This window comes from Stenotrophomonas sp. Ste86, from assembly GCF_024519465.1.
Lineage (GTDB): Bacteria > Pseudomonadota > Gammaproteobacteria > Xanthomonadales > Xanthomonadaceae > Stenotrophomonas.
In genome coordinates this window covers 38,850-57,996 of record NZ_JALJRW010000016.1, presented here as the reverse complement: position 1 = coordinate 57,996, position 19,147 = coordinate 38,850, and the positions used below count along the sequence as shown (strand labels likewise).

Genomic DNA, 19,147 nt, shown 5'->3' with positions numbered 1-19,147 from the left:
AAAGGACGCACCGGATGACCACCTTCGACAGCACCAAGCTGCCGCTCAAAGACCTACTCAAGGACATCGTCGACGGCAAGATCCAGCTGCCGGACTTCCAGCGTGGCTGGGTCTGGGATGATGAGCACGTCCGCAGCCTGCTGGTCAGCTTGGGCCGTTCGTTCCCCGTTGGAGCAGTGATGCTGCTGGAGACCGGCGGGGCGGTGCGCTTCCAGGTGCGACCGGTGGAGAACGTACCGCTCGAAGGTCTATCGTCGCCCGAGAAGCTCATCCTCGACGGGCAGCAACGCCTGACCACGCTGACCCAGGTGCTCAAACTCTCCGGCCCGGTCAAGACCACCACCGACAAGGGCAAGCCGGTCGACCGCCATTACTACATCCACATCCCCACCGCGCTGGCCGGTCCGGATCGGCTGGACGACGCGATCATCGCCACCGATGGCAGCCGTCAGCGGCGCAGTGATTTTGGTCGCAAGCTGGAACTGGATCTCTCCACGCGTGAACTGGAGTGCCAGCAGGAATTCTTCCCGTGCTCGGAGATCCTGGAAGGCATGGGATGGCTGCAGGACCTCTACCAGCACAACGCTGCTGCGGTACCGCAGTTCTTCGAGTTCAAGAAGCAGGTGCTGGATGCTTACAACGAGTACCAGATCCCGCTGATCGTGCTGAAGAAGGAGACCAGCAAGGAGGCCGTGTGCCTGGTATTCGAGAAAGTAAACACTGGCGGCGTGCCGCTGTCCGTGTTCGAACTGGTCACCGCCACCTATGCAGCTGACGGTTACAACCTGCGCGATGACTGGTACGGCAGTCCACAGCGCCAAGTCGTATCACGCCACAAGCGGTTGGCGAAAGAGCCGTTGCTGAAGAACGTGGAAAATACGGACTTCCTGCAGGCCGTGACCATGCTCCACACACTCGAGAAGCGCCGCGCCGATCTAGATGCTGGAAAGAGCGGCAAGCAGGTTGCACCCGTGAGCGCCAAGCGCGCCTCGGTGCTGGAGCTGCCGCTGGAGGCGTATCAGCACTGGGCCGACCGCGCGGAACAGGGCTTCATCCGCGCAGCGAAGTTTCTGCGACACGAGTGTTTCACCTCGCCCCGCGACCTGCCTTATCGCACGCAGTTGGCGCCGCTCGCCGCGGTGCTGGCATTGATCGGTGCCGACGAACGTTGGCGCGAGCCGAAGACCCACCAGAAGCTGGCACAATGGTATTGGTGTGGTGTGCTCGGCGAGCTGTACGGCGGTGCGGTCGAGACGCGCATGGCCAATGACGTGGAAGAATTGCTCGGCTGGATCGACGAGGACGGCACGCAACCTCGGACCATCTCTGACGCCGCGTTCCAGATCGATCGTCTGGGTTCGCTTGCCTCACGATTGAGCGCAGCCTACAAAGGCATCAACGTCCTGGTGCTGCGCGAAGGCGCCCAGGACCTGTACTGGAAGGGTCGTATCCGCGATCTGGAAGCGGACGAAATCGCACTGGATATCCATCATATTTTCCCGCGGGACTGGTGCGAGAAGCAGGACATCCCACGCCGCCGCTATGATTCGATCATCAACAAGACACCGATCTCCTACAAGGCTAATCGTATGATCGGCGGATCGGCCCCGTCCGCCTACCTGTCGGCGTTGCAGGCGCATAAGCAGGTGCAGCTTGATACCGCCGGAATGGATACGCTGCTCGCGAGTCACCGGATTCCCGTCGCTGCACTGCGTGCTGATGATTTCGATTCGTTCTGGGATCAACGCCAGCAGGCCCTGCTGCGGCTGATTGAAAGTGCGATGGGCAAGCAGGCAGCGAGCGTGGCCACCGCCGACGGCTGACTACGGATTTCTCGTTGCCTCAGTGTTACAGCGTACCGACCAACGGTCGGTACCTACCGCAGCCGCGTGGCCGCCGACCGATCATCGGCGGCCCTCAGCGCACCAGCGCCTTCAACATCCCGGCGATCTTCGAATACGGCGGCTTGAGCAGGTCGCTGGCGGCCCAGCGCGACTGCCACAGGATCGGCAGCTGCTTGCTGAGCCCGTCGAAGCCGGCGCGGCCGTGATACGCGCCCATGCCGCTCGGGCCGACGCCACCGAACGGCAGGTCGTTGATGGCGAAATGCAGCAGGGTGTCGTTGACGGTGATGCCACCGGCCACCACCTGGCCGAGCACGCGCTCGACGGTGGCGCGTTGGTGGCTGAAGACGTACAGCGCCAGCGGCCGGTCGCGGCCCTGCACCTCGGCCAGCGCCGCGTCCAGGTCCGGATAGGCGCACACCGGCAGGATCGGGCCGAAGATCTCCTCCTGCATCAGGTCCAGGTCGGCAGGCGGGTCGAGCACGATGGTCGGCACGATCAGGCGTTCGCGCGCGGCGCGTTCGGGATCGACAGTGGCCAGTTCGATCACCGGCACGCCGCGTTCGCGGGCCTGGTCGAGGTAGCCACGCAGCCGCTGGTACTGGCCTTCATGGATGATCCGGGTGTAGTCCGACGCATCACTGAAATCGCCGTACCGCGCGCGCACCTGGGTCTGCAGCTGCTGCACCAGCTCGCGTTGGCGGGCGCCATCGATCAGCACGTAATCCGGTGCGATGCAGGTCTGGCCCGCGTTGAACCACTTGCCGGTGGCCAGGCGCGCGGCGGCCTTGTCCAGCGGATAGTCGCTGCAGACGATCGCCGGCGATTTGCCGCCCAGCTCCAGGGTCAACGGGGTGAGGTGCGGCGCGGCGGCGGCCATGACCTTGCGCCCGATCGCGGTGGAGCCGGTGAATACCAGATGGTCCAGGCGTGAGCCGGCCAGCGCACCGGCCAGCGCGCCGTCGCCCTGCACCACCGCCACACGGTCGGCGGGGAACACCTCGGCCAGCAGGGCCTGCAGGAACGCGCTGGTGCGCGGGGTATGTTCGGAGGGCTTGAGGATGACGTGGTTGCCCGCGGCGATCGCGGTGGCCAGCGGTATCAGGGCCAGGTTGACCGGGTAGTTCCACGGCGAGATCACCCCGACCACGCCCAACGGCACCGCGCGGGTCTGCGCGCGCGCCGGCCAGAACCGTACCCCCACGGCGACCCGACGCGGGCGCGCCCAGCGCCGCAGGTGCTTGAGCAGGTGATCGATCTCGCCCAGCACGGTCATGCCGTCGGCGATCAGCGATTCGTGGGGGGAGCGGTGGCCGAAGTCGGCCGAGATGGCCTCGGCCATCTGCGGCAACTGCGCCTTCAACGCGGCGCGCAGTCGCTGCAGGTCGTCGCGGCGCTGGTCCAGCGAGGGGCGGTTGGCCTGCCAGGCGCTACGCAGGGTCTGCAGGATCGCCGGCAGTGCGGTGGGATCGGTGTGGGCATCGCTCATGGGGCGACTATAGCGAGACGCTGCGTGAGCGCGTGTCACGGGGTAGTGCCGGCCGCTGGCCGGCAGCCTCACATGCGCCTCCGAAAGCGCAAGGGTAGTGCCGGCCGCTGGCCGGCAGCCTCACATGCGCCTCCGAAAGCGCATGGAGAGCCGGCCAGCGGCCGGCAGTACGTCGCCTTCGGAAGGGTATGCGTGGTTGCCGGCCAGCGGCCGGCGGTGGTCGCCTTCGGATGGGTGTGCGTGGTTGCCGGCCAGCGGCCGGCACTACCGGGAACGAGAAGGGGCCGCGATCTGCATCGCGGCCCCGTCTTCATTCTGTGCGGCTCACCGCTATTTGGTGATGTCCACCCCGCGGGTTTCCTTCAGGAACAAGCCACCGACCACGACCGTCATCAACGCGATGATGATCGGGTACCACAGGCCGTAGTAGAGGTTGCCGGTGCCGGCCACCAGCGCGAAGGAGATCGCCGGCAGGAAGCCACCGAACCAGCCGTTGCCGATGTGGTACGGCAGCGACATCGAGGTGTAGCGGATGCGGGTCGGGAACAGCTCGACCAGATAGGCGGCGATCGGGCCGTAGACCATGGTCACGTACAGCACCAGCAGCCACAGCATGAAGATCGTGCCGGGGATGTTGATGCGCGCGTTGTCGGCCTTGGCCGGATAGCCGGCGGCGGCCAGCGCGGTCTTCAACTCGGCACCGAACGCATCGGCCTTGGCCTTGCCGTCCTCCTTGGTCAGCCCGGCCGACTCGTAGGAGGCGACGCTGGCGCTGCCCACGTTGACGATCGCCAGGGTACCGGCGGCGGCCGGCTTGACCTCATACGGCACGCCGGCCTTGGTCAGTGCCGCGGTGGCCACGTCGCAGGAGCTGGTGAACTTGCGCATGCCGACCGGATCGAACTGGAACGAGCAGGTGTTCGGATCGGCCACGACCAGGGCCGGCGAATTGGTGCGCGCTTCTTCGATGGCCGGGTTGGCGAAGTGGGTCAGGCCCTTGAAGATCGGGATGTAGGTGATGGCGGCCAACAGGCAGCCGGCCAGGATGATCTTCTTGCGGCCGATGCGATCGGACAGCCAGCCGAAGAAGATGAAGAACGGCACGCCCAGCGCGAGCGCACCGGCGATCAGCAGGTAGGAGGTGGTGGCATCGACCTTGAGCATGCTGCTCAGGAAGAACAGCGCGTAGAACTGACCGCCGTACCAGACCACGGCCTGGCCAGCGGCGGCACCCAGCAGCACCAGCAGCATCAGCTTGAGATTGCCGTCCTTGAGGCTGTCACGGAACGGGGTCTTGGAGCCCTTGCCTTCGGCCTTCATCTGCTGGAACAGCGGCGATTCGCTCAACTGCAGGCGGATCCACACCGACACGCCCAGCAGCACGATGGAGACCAGGAACGGGATGCGCCAGCCCCAGGCTTCGAAGGCCTCGTTGCCGAGGAAGTAGCGGCAGGCCAGGATGATCAGCAGCGACATGAACAGGCCCAGCGTCGCGGTGCACTGGATGAAGCTGGTGTACAGGCCACGCTTGTCGGCCGGCGCATGCTCGGCGACATACGTGGCCGCGCCACCATACTCACCGCCCATCGCCAGGCCCTGGGCCAGGCGCAGGATGATCAGGATCACCGGGGCGGCGAAGCCGATCGACGCATAGTTGGGCAGCACGCCGACCAGGAAGGTCGAGATGCCCATGATCAGGATGGTGACCAGGAAGGTGTACTTGCGGCCGATGCGGTCGCCGAGGCTGCCGAAGAACGCCGCGCCGAACGGACGCACGAAGAAGCCGGCGGCGAAGGCCAGCAGGGCGAAGATCATGCCCGTGGTTTCGTTGACGCCGCTGAAGAACTGCTTGGCGATGATCGCCGCCAGCGAGCCGTACAGGAAGAAGTCGTACCACTCGAAGACAGTGCCCAGGCTGGACGCGAAGATGACCTTCTTGTGTCCCTGGGTAAGTTGCGGTTTTGCGGGTACGGGTGTGGATGACATGGGATGCTTCCCCTCGGTAGTGCCGACCGTAGGTCGGCAATCGCAGTGTTGGTCAGGTGGTTTCTAGTTTTGGAGTGCCGACCGTGGGCCGGCACGCATTCAAAAACTGTATTTGGTGGTGAACTGCAGGCGGTTGATATCGCCCTTGCGACCGTCCTCGATCTCACGCACGCCGTACATGTATTCCGCGCCGATATCGACCTTGGGCATCGGCGTGTAGAAGATGTTGCCGCGGATGCTCTGCACGCTCTTGGTGACCAGCGGGCCAAGGCTGCCATCGTTGTCGTAGTCGCTGCGCGCGTAGATCAGGTTGGTACGCAGTTTGGGGGTGAAGGCGTGGCGCCAGCCGACGTAGCCGGCCAGCACGCCGGTCGGGTTGAGTTCGTCGCGGGCGATGTCGTAGGCGGTATCGGCGGTGACGCCAAGGCCGACGTAACGGGCGATGCCCTCGCCGCCACTGATCTGGTAATGCAGGGTGTCGGTGCTGCCCATCACCCACTTGCCGCCCAGGGTCAGGCCGCCGCCGATCTTGTCCGCATCGGCATTGGTGGTCTGGTTGTCCACCTTGAGCTGGCGCACGACCGCGCCCACGCCAAAGGTGCCCCAGTCGCCCTTCCAGCCATAGCGCAGGGTCAGATCCGGCAGGGCGCCGCGATCGGAGTTGCTGGCCACGTTGGTCCACGCGCCGGTAATCGGGTTGCGGGTGCCGGTGAGCACGGTGGTTTCCGGGTTTTCCAGCGCGACGCTGAAACCGCCCTGGGTGTAGCGGATCTGCGCCTGGCGCACGAACAGCACGCCATCGGTGGGACCGACGAAATCGGCCGCTTCCGGCAGCGAGGCCGCATCCATGAAGTTGGACCAGGTCTGGCCGGCCAGCCAGTTGTTCCAGTACATGTAGGCATGCCGCAGGGTGACGCCATAGGTGTTGGTGGCGGTCTGGTTGCCCAGTGAATTGCCGAAGAAGTCCATTTCGAAGAATGCACCGGCCTTGTTGCCGGCGTCACTGACGTTGTCGATGCCCAGGTTGAAGCGCGAGAACTTGGCGTGGGCGTTGTAGTCCACGTCCGAGCGCTTGCCGCTGCCGCCGGCACCGGCGACCGGGGTCTGACCGGGCAGGTACAGCGCGCGCCCGGTGGCATCGTCGGCAAGCTGGCCGTCGCTGGTCTGGGTGGCCAGGAAGTCGGCCTTGATGAAGCCACCGATCTTGACCGTGGTGCCCGGCGCCGCGCCCGGGGTGATGGTGGTGACCTGGATCGGCTGCTTGCCGGCGGGCACCTGCGCGGCCAGCGGCTGCTGGGCCTGCACGGTCTTCACCGCGGTGACCTCGGTCTGGGTCTGGCTGATCTGGCTCTGTTGCTGCTGGCTGGTGTTGACCAGCATCTGCACCTGGCGCTCCAGTTCGGCGATGCGTGCTTCCAGCGCCTTCTCTTTGGCGGTATCGGCGAATGCGACGCCTGGTGCGATCAATGCGACGAACAGGGCGGCCGCCAACGGCCGGCGTGTCGTCTTCAATAAACGGTGGCTCATGTTGCCCTCTCTCCCGGGTGGCAATGCGAACGCCGCGCTGTGCACGGTCCAGCCGACAGTGGGGCCGCCCCGCCCGCAACGGCTATTGGCCATTAGTCGTACTCGCCCGCCGGGCGGGCACGACCCGGACGCCAACGGCGGACGGCAGGTGCCACAGGCACCTGGGTAGGTACCGACCGTTGGTCGGTACGCTACTCCTCACAGATAGCGCCACGCCCCGTTGCCACGGGCCCAAACGCACCCGGCACCCACCGACAGCCGCCTGCTGCCCACACCGCACGCTCCAACCTGACCCGTTCCCGGCGTTCCTGCCGCGTTCGACCATGGTCTAACCACCCAGCCACCGCGAAGCAGGGTGGATGCGGCAAACTGAGGGGGAGAGGTCGCACCTTATGTTGCGACCGCACAACCCAAGTCCTGTTGCAAGTGAGGGTGCCATGGCTGATCTTTACCCCGTCAAGGCGGATTTTTCCGCCAAGGCGCGCATTGACAAGAACACTTACGAACAGCTCTATCGGGAGTCGTTGGAAAACCCCGATGCGTTCTGGGGCAAGGCCGCCGAGCGCCTGCAGTGGTTCAAGAAACCGACCACGATCAAGAACGTCAGCTACGATCTCGACGATTTCCGCATCCGGTGGTTCGAAGATGGCGAGCTCAACGCCAGCGTCAACTGCCTGGACCGCCAGCTCGATCAGCGTGGCGACAAGGTCGCCCTGCTGTTCGAACCGGACAGCCCCGATGCACCTGCGCAGGGCGTCACCTATCGCGAACTGTATGAGCGCGTGTGCCGGCTCGGCAATGCGCTGCGCAACCTGGGCGTCAAGAAGGGCGACCGGGTCACCATCTACCTGCCGATGATCGTCGATGCGGCCGTGGCCATGCTCGCCTGCGCGCGCATCGGCGCGGTGCACTCGGTGGTGTTCGGCGGCTTCGCGCCCAACTCGATCGCCGACCGGGTGATCGACTGCGCCAGCAAGCTGATCATCACCGCCGACGAAGGCCTGCGTGGCGGCCGTCGGATCCCGCTCAAGGCCAACGTCGACGCCGCGCTGAAGTTGCCGGGCACCACCACCGTGGAAACCGTGCTGGTGGTGCGCCACACCGGCGGCGCGGTGGACATGCAGGCCCCGCGCGACCGTTGGTTCCACGACGTGGTCGATCCGCAGCCGGCGCAGTGCGAGCCGGAACGGATGAACGCCGAGGACCCGCTGTTCATCCTCTACACCTCCGGTTCCACCGGCAAGCCCAAGGGCGTGCTGCATACCACCGGCGGCTATCTGCTGTACGCCGCCTACACCCATGAAGCGGTGTTCGACCTGCGTGAGGATGACATCTACTGGTGCACCGCCGACGTCGGCTGGGTCACCGGCCACAGCTACATCGTGTACGGTCCGCTGGCCAACGGCGCAACCTCGCTGATGTTCGAAGGCGTGCCCAACTTCCCGACCACCTCGCGGTTCTGGGAGGTGATCGACAAGCACAAGGTGAGCATCTTCTACACCGCCCCGACCGCCATCCGCGCGTTGATGCGCGAGGGCGATGCACCGGTCAAGCGTACGTCGCGCGCTTCGCTGCGCCTGCTCGGCAGCGTCGGTGAGCCGATCAATCCCGAGGCCTGGCGCTGGTACTACGAGGTCGTCGGCGACAGCCGCTGCCCGATCGTGGATACCTGGTGGCAGACCGAGACCGGCGGCATCCTGATTTCGCCGCTGCCCGGTGCGGTCGACCTCAAGCCGGGCTCGGCCACGCTGCCCTTCTTCGGCGTGCAGCCGGCGCTGGTCAATGCCGAGGGCGAGATCCAGGACGGCCCCACCGAGGGCAACTTGATCATCCGTGATTCGTGGCCGGGCCAGATGCGCAGCGTCTACGGCGACCACCAGCGTTTCATCGACACCTACTTCCGCACCTACCCGGGCAGCTATTTCACCGGCGATGGCTGCCGTCGCGACGAGGACGGCTACTACTGGATCACCGGCCGCGTGGATGATGTGATCAACGTGTCCGGCCACCGTATCGGCACCGCCGAGGTGGAAAGCGCGCTGGTGTCGCATCCGAAGGTGGCCGAAGCGGCCGTGGTCGGCTTCCCGCACGACATCAAGGGCCAGGGCATCTACGCCTATGTGACCCTGATCGCCGACGAGACGCCCAGCGATGAACTGCACAAGGAACTGATCGCCTGGGTACGCAAGGAGATCGGTCCCATCGCCGCGCCCGACCACCTGCAGTGGGCGCCGGGCCTGCCCAAGACGCGTTCGGGCAAGATCATGCGCCGCATTCTGCGCAAGATCGCCGAGAACGCACCGGACCAGCTTGGCGACACCTCGACCCTGGCCGATCCGTCGGTCGTGGCCTCGCTGGTGGAAGAACGCAAGGTGAGGTAGTTCCGCGGCACCAGGCGCAGGATGGGACCGCGGCATCGCGTGTGCGCTGCCGCTCCCACGATCCGCAAACGGATCGTGGGCCTGGTCTCCCCAGCACCCACGCCCCGCCGCTTCGCGGCCGCCCCCTGACTCAGGGGGGCTGTCATCTCGATACACTTTTCGTTGCGTCGCTGCACGCCTCCGCAACATGGCCCCCACCATGACAACGCTCCTGATTGCCGATGACCACCCGCTGTTCCGCGAAGCCCTTCGCGGTGCCGTGCAACGCGTCATCCCTGGCGTGCAGCTGTTCGAGGCTGACAGCGTGGAAGCGCTGTACCAGCTGGCCGACCAGCACACCGACGCCGACCTGGTCCTGATGGACCTCAACATGCCCGGTGCGCAGGGATTCAACGCGCTGGTGCACATGCGGGCACTGCACCCGCAGCTGCCGGTGGTGGTGGTGTCCGCACGCGAAGAGCCGACGGTGATGCGCCGCGCGCTTGACCACGGCGCGTTCGGGTTCATCCCCAAATCCGCCGACTCGGACACCATCGGCCACGCGCTGGGCACGATCCTGGACGGGGAAACCTGGGCCCCGCCGGAAGCGCACAACGTGCCGCAGACCGGGCGCGAGGAGCGCGAGATCGGCCAGCGCCTGCGCGAGCTCACCCCGCAGCAGTTCCGGGTGCTGCAGATGCTCGGCGCCGGCCGCCTCAACAAGCAGATCGCCTACGACCTCAACGTGTCCGAGGCGACGATCAAGGCGCATGTCACCGCGATCCTGCGCAAGCTCGGCGTCACCAACCGCACCCAGGCGGTGCTGATGGCCGGCAAGCTGGCCATCGATGAAGAACAGATCGTGTTGCCGCCGGAAGAGGAATAGAGCCACGACGTGCGTGGAGGGCGTGGTGCCGGAACGAAGAGCAGCCGAGCATGGCTCGGCTCTACCCCGGCCCGGCTATGACATCTGCGGCGTTGGAGCAGCCGAGCATGGCTCGGCTCTACCCCGGCCCGGCCATGACATCTGCGGCGTTGGAGCAGCCGAGCATGGCTCGGCTCTACCCGCCCCGGCTTATAGCCGGGGCTATGAAATCCAGCGTTACCTGCGCAATTGCCGGTGAACGCTCCAATCCGCAGGCCCGGTGCTAAGCTTCGCGTCCCCTTGGGGAGTAGCCGGTTTCCTGCGATGAGGAAACGCCCGTATCAACATACTCGGCCAGTGCGCCGTGGTGCGGGCAACCATGATGGTTGGCGAGACCAGCGGTCCGCGTGCGCAACGTCAGGTTGGGCGCGAGCGCGGTCCGTTGCCTGACATCGCCCAACCTGCTGTGACCCTCAATGTCGCCCCTTTCGATCCTGCTGATCGGCTTTGCCATGTCCACCGATGCCTTCGCTGCGGCGATCGGCAAAGGCGCGGCCATGCGCAAGCCCCGCTTCCCCGATGCGCTGCGCGCCGGCCTCATCTTCGGCGTCATCGAAGGCATCACCCCGGTGATCGGCTGGCTGCTCGGCCGCGCGGCCCTGCAGTACGTGGAAGCCTTCGACCACTGGATCGCCTTCGGCTTGCTGGGCGCGCTGGGCGTGCACATGATCATCAACGGCATCCGCCCCGATGAGGGTGGCGAGGGCGACGACGAGGACACCCGCAAGCACCACGGCTTCTGGCGGCTGGCCGTCACCGGCTTTGCCACCAGCATCGATGCGATGGCCGTCGGCATCGGCCTGGCCTTCATCGACGTCAACATCGGCGTCATGGCACTGGTCATCGGCCTGTGCACCCTGACCATGGTCACCGCCGGCATCATGCTTGGCCGCGTGCTGGGCAACCTGGTCGGCAAGCGCGCGGAAATCGTCGGTGGCGTGATCCTGATCATCATCGGCGCCACCATCCTGTACGAACACCTCAGCGGCGCCATGGCCTGAGGCAGGACGCCACGCACCGCGCCGCTACATATCGCTGCGCGGTGCGTGGAACGCAGCCAGGAACGCACGCAACGACGCCGGCTTGATCGGCTTGGTCAACAACCGGTAGCCGCGCTCGCGCGCCATCCGCTTCAACTCGTCGCGCCCGTCGGCAGTCAACAGCGCACCGGGAATCGCCCGCCCGGCCTTGTCGCGCAGCGCCACCAGCGTATCCAGTCCATCCAGGCGATCGTGCAGGTGGTAATCCACCAGCATCACGTCCGGCTGCAGGTCCACCTTCTCCAGCGCCTGGTCCACGGTGCTGGCGGTGATCACCTCCACCCCCCAACGTCCCAGCAGCGCGCGCATGCCGTCCAGGATTTCCTGGTCGTTGTCCACGCACAGCACGCGCATGCCCGCCAGCGAATCGGTGCGGGCCGGCGGCGCCGTGGGGGCGCTGGCGGCGGCGAACGGCAGCACCAGGGCCTCCACCCGCGGCAGCATGATCGAAAACATGCTGCCGCTGCCCACCCGGCTGCGCGCGTTGAGGCGGTGGTCGAGCAGGCGCGAGATGCGCTGGCAGATCGACAGGCCAAGCCCCAGCCCCTGCTCGCCCCAGTCGAACGGCTGCTGGTAGCGGTGGAACTCGTCGAAGATCTGCTGCATGTGGTGTTCGGGGATGCCCGGCCCGGTATCCCAGACCTGCAGTTCCACTTCATCGCCACGATGGCGTACCGCCAGCACGATGCGACCTTGCCGGGTATAGCGCAATGCGTTGGCCAGGAAGTTCTGCAGCACCCGGCGCAGCAGCCGGCGGTCGCTGCGGATCCACGCCGGCCGCGCGAACAGATCCATGCGCAGCCCGCGTCCGGCCGCGACCGGCGAGTACTGCGCGGCGAGTTCGCGCATGAGCACGCTCACGTCGAAATCGCCGATGACCGGATGCAACCCACCGGCGTCCAGTCGCGATACATCGAGCAGGCCGTCCAGCAGCTCTTCGGCCGCACGCAGCGAGGCATCCACGCGCTCGGCCAGGTGCCGTTGCTCTTCGTTGTGGTGGTGGCTCTCGCGCAGCGCCGAGGCGAACAGCCGCGCCGCGTTCAACGGCTGCAGCACGTCATGGCTGATCGCAGCCAGGAAGCGGGTCTTGGACTGCTGCGCCACCTCGGCCTCGTGCGAGCGCTCGGCCACGCGCTGCTCCAGGGTTTCGTTGGCCTCCAGAAGTGCGCGTTCGGCGTGCTTGTAGTCGGTGATGTCGTTGTAGCTGGTCACGTAGCCGCCGCCGGGCAAGGCCTGGCCGCGCATTTCGATCACTTTGCCGTCGCTGCGGGTGCGCTCGAAGATGTGCGGTGAGCCGGCGCGCATGTAGCCGATGCGGCGGTTGATCTGCACCTCGATGTCACCCTCGCCCAGCTCGCCACGTTCGGCGTTGTAGCGGATCAGATCCGCCACCGGGCGTCCCACGTACAGCATCCCGTCGGGGTAGCCGAACATCTGCTGGTAGCGACGGTTCCAGGCGGTCAGGCGCATGTCCGGGTCGACCACACTCACCCCGGCGCTGATGTTCTCCAGCGTGGTGGACAGGATCTCGCGGTTGAAGCGCAGCTCCTGCCCGGCCTCATCCAGCACCGCCACCACTTCGCCCAGGTCCATGCCCGAGCCCCGCAGCAGGCTGGTCAGCAGCAGGCGCGCCGACGCTGCGCCGATGGAGGCGGCCAGCAGGCGTTCGGTGAACTGCACCCAGGCGCGGTCGGCCGGTGCGGAGGCCTGCAGCTCCCGGCCCATCGACTGGGCCTGCTCGAAGAACGAGCGCCGCGCATGGCGGTCACCCACCACGCGCGAGGCCAGCGCGAGCAGATCGCCGACATGCACGTTGCCGGGCCACGCACCGGCCACCGACGGCCGTTGCGCATACGGATCCAGGAACGGTGCCGCGCGCAGCCGCTCGTCCACGCCCGGGCGCCAGCGCACCGAGACCAGCACCATCGCCGCCACGTTGACCAGCAACGACCAGAACGTGCCGTGGGTCAGCGGGTCCCAGCCGCTCATGCCGAACAGATGCTGCGGCTGCAGCCAGCCCAGGCCGAACGGACCGCGCACCAGCCAGGCCGCTTCCATCCAGCCGGCATGGGTGAGCGCGGGCAGCAGCAGCGTGTAGACCCACGTACCAAAGCCCAGCAGCATGCCCACTTCCACGCCGCGACGGCTGGCCCCGCGCCAGTACAGGCCGCCGATCAGGCCCGGCGCGAACTGCGCCACCGCCGCGAACGCCATCAGCCCGTACGAGGCCAGCGTGCTGTCATTGCTGCTGCCGCGGTAGTAGCTGTAGGCCACCAGCGCCAGCAGCAGGATCGCGGTGCGGCGGATCCACAGCACGCGCGAGGCGACGTCGGCCGCTTCCTGGTGATCGCCGCTGCGACGCAGCAGCACCGGCATCACCAGGTCGTTGCTGACCATCGTGGCCAGCGCGATCGAGGCCACGATGACCATGCCGGTGGCGGCCGAGAAGCCGCCGACATAGGCCACCAGCGCCAGGAACTTGCGTCCTTCGGCCAGCGGCAGGGCCAGCACCATGCTGTCGTCGGCAACGCTGCCGCCGGTGCCGAACAGGGTCACCCCGGCCGTGGCGATGGGGATCACCATCGCCGAAATCACGATCAAATAGGCGCCAAACATCCAGCGCGCGCGGCGGATGTCGCGCACGTCGCCGCACTCGACCACCGCCACGTGGAACTGGCGCGGCAGGCAGATGATCGCCAGGAAGCTGAGCAGCGTCTGCGAGATGAAGCCGACCGGCGGCAGTCCGGCGAACAGCGTATGCGCCGACTGCAGTACCGCATCGGTGCGGTCGTTGAGCCACAGATAGGCGAACAGCCCCAGTGCGACCATCGCGATCAGCTTGATCAGCGACTCCAGCGCGATGGCCAGCATCATGCCGTGGTGGTGTTCGGTGGCATCCACCTGGCGGGTGCCGAACAGGGTGGCGAACAGCGCCATCAGCAACGCCACGTACAGCGCCGGATCGGTGAAGAAGCCGGTCGGCCCGACGTTACCGGTCAGCACCTGCAGGCTCATCGCCACCGCTTTGTACTGCAGCGCCAGGTACGGCACGATGCCGATCAGCGCGATCACCGCCACCAGCGCGGCCAGCCGCCGCGACCGGCCGAAGCGGGAAGAGATGAAGTCGGCGATGGACACCACGTTCTGGCTGCGGGCGATCAGCGCCAGCCGCTCGATGATGCGCCAGCCGAACAACCACAGCAGCAGCGGGCCCAGGTAGATCGGCAGGTAGCCGATGCCGTTGCGCACCGCCGTGCCGACCGCCCCGTAGAACGTCCACGACGAGCAGTACACCGCCAGTGCCAGGCTGTAGACCACCGGGCGCAGCCACGGCCGGTCCGGGTACATCGGGCGACGGTCGCCCCACCACGCCACGCCGAACAACAGCGCGGCATAGGCCACCGATACCAACAGCAGGATCCAACTGGAGACCACGGGGTGATTCCGTCAGGGCAGGGGCCAGTGTAGCCGGTGGCGCAGGTGCCGCCGGCTACACGGGTTGCTCACGACCGTTGCACCGTCGGGGCAGCGCGCGCCGGCAGGCGGATGTCCACGCAGGTGCCGTGGCCCAGGCGGCTTTGCACGTGGATGCGGCCACCGGCGGCGGCCACCAGGCTGGCACTGACGGCCAGCCCCAGCCCGGTGCCCTGCCCGACCGGCTTGGTGGTGAAGAACGGTTCCAGGCAACGCGCACGGACCTCATCGCTCATGCCCAGGCCGGTGTCGCTTGCCTGTATCGACACCTCGCCGGCGCTGGGCACCCACGCCAGCACCAACGCGAATCGACCGCCGTCGGGCATGGCCTGCCCGGCGTTGACCGCCAGGCTGAGCAGGATCGATTCCAGCTGCGCTGGATCGAAATGGATGCAGCATTGCCCCTGCCCGGTATCGACGTCGCAGTGGATGCCCGCGCCGAAGACTTGCCGCAGCGTCGGCGCCATCGCCTCCAGGGTCGCAGCAACATCGAGCAGCTGTGGCCGGCTCGCCTCCAGCCGGCTGAAATCCAGCAGCCGCCGGCTGACTGCGCTCGCGCGTCGGGCGGCCGAGTCGATACCCTGCAATGCCTCGGCCACCGCCGCCGGATCCTGCCCGCGGCGGGCCTTGCCTACATAGCCGTGCACCAGCGCCAGCAGGTGATTGAAGTCGTGGGCGATGCCGCTGGCCAGTCGGCCCACGTTGTCCATTTTCATGGCATGCACCAGCTGGTCGCGCGAGCGTTCCTTCTCCTGCATTTCCAGCTGCAGCTCATCGCGCTTGCGCGCCAGCGCCACGCCGTGCTGCCGCGCCACCTGCAGGCTTTCGCGCAGGCCGGTGACGCTGTGGTGCAGCAGCCAGGCCACCAGCACGCAGCCGAACACGCAGACGCCCAGGTCGGTGACCACGTGGGCGACGCGGTCGGCGCGGAACAGGATGCCCGCCAGGTCGATCCAGGCGCCCAGCAACATCGCCAGGCACGCCCACAGCGTGGCCCAGCGCAACGCCGCTGCGCCCAGCAGCGCCGCTACGAGCAGCACGGGCACCAGTTGCACCAGTTGCACCCGCGACAACGCGGCCAGGCCCCAATACCCTTCGGTGACCGCCAGCAACAGCAACTGCCCCGCCACGAACAGCGTCGCCGCACGTACCCCATGCCCGCGCCGCTGCTCGACCAGGCAGGCCACGCATACCACCAGGTGTGCGCTGGCCAGGGCCAGCACCAGCGTGTCCACCCCGTCGCCCAGGCGCAGCAGCAACCAGCTGGCGATCAGCAGGTGGAAGGCGGCCACGAGCAGCCACAGGCCGCGCAACATGGCATCGGTGCGTGCGCCCAAGCCGGCGGCGACGGCGTCGGGAGCCATGACGGGGCGGTCAGATACGGGGGGAAGCGGCATGTACGACGGGTCCGAACGGGGCAAAGGCGTCAATTTTTGTCGACAACGCCGGTATATTAGCCTTCTACGATCCGGCACCCCGATTCGCTGCAGCGTCCTCGCAGCCACGCCCGCCCCCGCCGGATCACCGCCAGGATGTTGTGGACCATGAACTGCTTGTCGCTTGTCCGGCGCAGTCTGCCTGCGCTGCTGTGCGTTGCCGTTGCCCTTTCCACCCCGCCTGCGCAGGCACAGCGCGCCGGCGCTGGCATGCCGTTGGTCGCCCAGGTGGAGCAGTGCAACGCGCTGCTGGCCAGCACCCCGGAGACATCGCTGCAGATCGCCAAGGCGTTGCTGGCACGACCGACACTGCCCACCTCGGTGGAGATCGGCGCGATCGCGTGCCTGGGGATGGGGCTGCGTTCGCAGGGCCGCCTGGAGGAGACTGCGGGCCTGCCCGAGCGCCTGCTGGCCGCCGTAAAACACAGCGATGCCACCGCCGAGGACACCCTGCGTGCGCGTTCGATGGCCGCGCACCTGCTGTTGTGGCGCGGCGACCAGGCCCAGGCGCTGGAGCTGACCCGCACCTTCCTTGACGAGTCAGTGCGCACCCGCGATGTGCACGGACAGATCAGTGCGCTGATGCAGATCGCCATGATCCGCGGCGATGCCATGGGCGATGCGCAGGGCGCGTTGACCTACCTGCAGAAGGCCGCCGCGCTGAGCGAGCACCTGCGCCGACCGCCGAACCCGGGCGACATGCTGATCCACTACAACGTCGGCTATGCGCTGCTGTCGATGCAGCGCTACGAGGAGGCGCAGACGGCCTTCGATCGTGCTGCCGCGATCGGCGCGCGCCTCAGTGGCCAGGACCTGCTGATGCACCGCATCACCAGCCACCGGGCCGAGATCCGGCGCGTGCGCGGTGAGCTGGACCAAGCCCAGAAGGGCCTGGACCAGGCCCTGGCCTGGCAGACCACGCAGGATGCACAGGGTCGGATCATCACCCTGCAGCGCCTGGCCCGGTTGGCGCTCGACCGCGACCAGGCAGCCAAGGGCCTGGCCCTCGCCGAACAGGCGCAGACGCTGGCCGACAGCGGCAACTTCACGGATGAGATCCGCCATGGCCTGGACGTGCTCGGCGATGCCCATACCCTGCTTGGCCAGCGTCAGCAGGCATTGCAGGTGGCCCGCCAGGCGCGCGAACTGGATCAGGCGCGCAGCAAGGGCGACACCCTCAACCGCCTGGCCAAGCTGCAGGCCAGCGCGGAGCGCCGGATCGCACCGGCCGAGGTCAATGCCGAACAGGACCTGGGCCGGGTACGGGTGGTCCGCAACAGCGCGGTCGCCGCGCTGCTGGCCGTGCTGGCGATCGCCGCGTTCCTGATCCTGCGCCTGCGCCGGCAGCGACGCGAACTGGCGGCGCTGAGCCGGACCGATGCGGTCACCGACCTGCCCAACCGGCACGAAGCCGAACGCCTGCTGGGCGATGCCCGCGCGTCGGGCCAGCGGCGCAGCGCGCTGCTGCTGCTGGAAATCGACGACTTCAAGGCACTCAACGACCGCCACGGCCAGGCCGGTGGCGATGCCCTGCTGCGTGCGGTGGCGCGCTGCCTGCACAGCGCCGTGGACCGCGGCGACCTGGTGGCCCGCTGGGGCGGCGCCCGGTTCCTGGTGGCACGCCACGATACCTCCGACGCCGCCGCGCAGGCGCTGGCCAACCACCTGCGTACCCGCATCGAGCGCCTGCTGGTGGAGATCCGGCCCGGGCAGCCGATCACCCTCAGCGCCAGCCTTGGCGTGGCCCCGCTGCCGCTGTTCGCCGATCAATCCGGGCAACTGGACGACAGCCTGCGCGCGGCCGACCGCGCCCTGCAGACCGCGCACCGCAGCGGCCACAATGCTTGGGCCAGCCTCTGGGGCGCGGCCATCGGCATGGAGGTCGATCTACACAACCTGCTGCACGACCCGACCGAAGCGCAGGTGCTGGGCTGGGTGACGCTGGCAGGCAGCCGGCCGATGCCGTGGATGCCGCCACGACCCGAGCCCGTGCGGCCCAGCGCGGCCGCCACCGAGGCGACGACCGGGCAGCGCGGCTGAGGCCCTGTGGCGTCAGCGCGTCACGTCCAGACGCACTTCCACCCGGCGATTGGGCAACAGGCATTCCAGTAGCGCCGCGCGCGGGCGCACGCCATCGCACTGCTGCACCTGCTGGGTATCGCCGCGGTACTCGTAGTGGATCAACGCCGGATCGATGCCGCGGCCAACCAGCAGATCGCGCACGGTGCGGGCCCGCCGCTCGGACAACGCCTGGTTGGCATCGAAGCCACGGCCCTGCATGCGGTCAGCGTGCCCGACCAGCGCGATGCCGCGCAGCTGCAGCGCTTCACTGCGTATGCTGGCCAGCGCGCGGTCCACGCTTTCCAGCGAGTAGGTGCGGATGTCGCGGTAGCCGTCGCGGTCGAACTCGAACAGCACGTTGGCCACCAGCGGAATCGGCGCCGACGCAGGCGCCGTGCCCGCGTTGCATTGGCGTGCCGCCGCTTCGGCATCGTTGACCAGCTCCTCGGCGATCTGGATGTACGGCTTGGAATGACGCCACTGCTGCTGGTTGAACTCGTTGCCGGCATGCACCAGCTCGACCTCGCCACAGGCCACCTGTTGCTGCGCGCAACTGAACCCCGGCGCGCCATGCAGCACGCGCAGGCGCTGCCACAGGTCATCGCGCAGGTACTTGGCGCCATTGACCAGCGGGGTGTCGGTGGGCAACGGCGCGGCGCCCTGCTCCATGCCCACGATCAGCTTTTCCGACTCGGTCAGCGCCTGCTGCGGGAAATCGCTGCGGTCATTGCGGCTGTACTCGTGGAAGGACACGTCCAACCAGCACTGCGCCTTGGACAGGTGGTAGTCGCGGATTGGGCGGCCGCCGTCGTTGAGCGCCTGGATGCGGCCCTGGGTAGCCTCGTAGGCCTGGTGATCGGCATGGATGGCCGCGTCGGTGATGCGCTGCTGCTCAGGCAGCAGCCGGGTCTGCTGGGCATCGGCGGTACCGGCCAGCGCGGTGGCGATGGCCGCCACCAGCAGCGCGGGGACAACTCGGGAAATCGGGGAAAGCGTGGTCATCGG

11 protein-coding genes are annotated in these 19,147 nt (G+C 67.4%); 5 read left to right on the top strand and 6 right to left on the bottom strand.

The window, feature by feature from the left end; all coding sequences use genetic code 11:
* Positions 1 to 14: 14 nt before the first annotated feature.
* Complete coding sequence (locus NR101_RS14170) at positions 15 to 1,823, top strand: DUF262 domain-containing protein (RefSeq protein ID WP_256776313.1); 1,809 nt, start codon at positions 15 to 17, stop codon at positions 1,821 to 1,823.
* Positions 1,824 to 1,917: 94 nt separating this feature from the next.
* Here the strand turns inward: NR101_RS14170 and NR101_RS14165 are convergent, their stop codons facing one another.
* The 3 genes from NR101_RS14165 to NR101_RS14155 all read right to left on the bottom strand — a co-directional run bounded on the left by NR101_RS14165 (position 1,918) and on the right by NR101_RS14155 (position 6,846).
* Positions 1,918 to 3,333: a coniferyl aldehyde dehydrogenase gene (locus NR101_RS14165; protein WP_256776314.1), complete on the bottom strand. Its 1,416-nt coding sequence runs from the start codon at positions 3,331 to 3,333 to the stop codon at positions 1,918 to 1,920.
* A 330-nt stretch (positions 3,334 to 3,663) separates the two neighbouring features.
* Entirely contained in the window at positions 3,664 to 5,319 is a 1,656-nt protein-coding gene (locus NR101_RS14160) for an MFS transporter (protein ID WP_256776316.1), read from the bottom strand.
* Between the two features lie 99 nt (positions 5,320 to 5,418).
* A complete protein-coding gene (locus tag NR101_RS14155) occupies positions 5,419 to 6,846 on the bottom strand; it encodes a DcaP family trimeric outer membrane transporter (RefSeq protein ID WP_256776317.1) in 1,428 nt (475 codons plus the stop codon).
* Between the two features lie 437 nt (positions 6,847 to 7,283).
* Between NR101_RS14155 and acs the strand changes: the two genes are divergently transcribed.
* The 3 genes from acs to mntP all read left to right on the top strand — a co-directional run bounded on the left by acs (position 7,284) and on the right by mntP (position 11,132).
* Entirely contained in the window at positions 7,284 to 9,227 is a 1,944-nt protein-coding gene (gene acs / locus NR101_RS14150; protein ID WP_256776318.1) for an acetate--CoA ligase, read from the top strand.
* 199 nt (positions 9,228 to 9,426) lie between these two features.
* Complete coding sequence (locus NR101_RS14145) at positions 9,427 to 10,092, top strand: response regulator transcription factor (RefSeq protein ID WP_256776319.1); 666 nt, start codon at positions 9,427 to 9,429, stop codon at positions 10,090 to 10,092.
* 455 nt (positions 10,093 to 10,547) lie between these two features.
* Positions 10,548 to 11,132 (top strand): manganese efflux pump MntP, encoded by a 585-nt coding sequence (mntP, locus tag NR101_RS14140; RefSeq protein WP_256776320.1) that lies wholly within the window; start codon positions 10,548 to 10,550, stop codon positions 11,130 to 11,132.
* A 24-nt stretch (positions 11,133 to 11,156) separates the two neighbouring features.
* Here mntP and NR101_RS14135 read toward each other — a convergent pair whose 3' ends face one another.
* Positions 11,157 to 14,606: a PAS domain-containing hybrid sensor histidine kinase/response regulator gene (locus NR101_RS14135; protein WP_256777747.1), complete on the bottom strand. Its 3,450-nt coding sequence runs from the start codon at positions 14,604 to 14,606 to the stop codon at positions 11,157 to 11,159.
* 68 nt (positions 14,607 to 14,674) lie between these two features.
* Positions 14,675 to 16,009 carry an ATP-binding protein gene (locus NR101_RS14130; protein WP_256776323.1) on the bottom strand — a complete coding sequence of 445 codons (1,335 nt, stop codon included), beginning with the start codon at positions 16,007 to 16,009 and terminating at the stop codon, positions 14,675 to 14,677.
* Between the two features lie 180 nt (positions 16,010 to 16,189).
* Between NR101_RS14130 and NR101_RS14125 the strand changes: the two genes are divergently transcribed.
* Positions 16,190 to 18,121 (top strand): diguanylate cyclase, encoded by a 1,932-nt coding sequence (locus NR101_RS14125; protein ID WP_256776325.1) that lies wholly within the window; start codon positions 16,190 to 16,192, stop codon positions 18,119 to 18,121.
* A gap of 12 nt (positions 18,122 to 18,133) precedes the next feature.
* Here the strand turns inward: NR101_RS14125 and NR101_RS14120 are convergent, their stop codons facing one another.
* A complete protein-coding gene (locus tag NR101_RS14120) occupies positions 18,134 to 19,144 on the bottom strand; it encodes an OmpA family protein (protein ID WP_256776326.1) in 1,011 nt (336 codons plus the stop codon).
* Positions 19,145 to 19,147: the final 3 nt, after the last annotated feature.

Bases quoted from the DNA above. Each gene is read 5' to 3' on its own strand.
- NR101_RS14170 (WP_256776313.1), top strand. From the start codon at position 15: ATGACCACCTTCGACAGCACCAAGCTGCCGCTCAAAGACCTACTCAAG.
- NR101_RS14165 (WP_256776314.1), bottom strand. From the start codon at position 3,333: ATGAGCGATGCCCACACCGATCCCACCGCACTGCCGGCGATCCTGCAG.
- NR101_RS14160 (WP_256776316.1), bottom strand. From the start codon at position 5,319: ATGTCATCCACACCCGTACCCGCAAAACCGCAACTTACCCAGGGACAC.
- NR101_RS14155 (WP_256776317.1), bottom strand. From the start codon at position 6,846: ATGAGCCACCGTTTATTGAAGACGACACGCCGGCCGTTGGCGGCCGCC.
- acs (WP_256776318.1), top strand. From the start codon at position 7,284: ATGGCTGATCTTTACCCCGTCAAGGCGGATTTTTCCGCCAAGGCGCGC.
- NR101_RS14145 (WP_256776319.1), top strand. From the start codon at position 9,427: ATGACAACGCTCCTGATTGCCGATGACCACCCGCTGTTCCGCGAAGCC.
- mntP (WP_256776320.1), top strand. From the start codon at position 10,548: ATGTCGCCCCTTTCGATCCTGCTGATCGGCTTTGCCATGTCCACCGAT.
- NR101_RS14130 (WP_256776323.1), bottom strand. From the start codon at position 16,009: ATGGCTCCCGACGCCGTCGCCGCCGGCTTGGGCGCACGCACCGATGCC.
- NR101_RS14125 (WP_256776325.1), top strand. From the start codon at position 16,190: ATGAACTGCTTGTCGCTTGTCCGGCGCAGTCTGCCTGCGCTGCTGTGC.
- NR101_RS14120 (WP_256776326.1), bottom strand. From the start codon at position 19,144: ATGACCACGCTTTCCCCGATTTCCCGAGTTGTCCCCGCGCTGCTGGTG.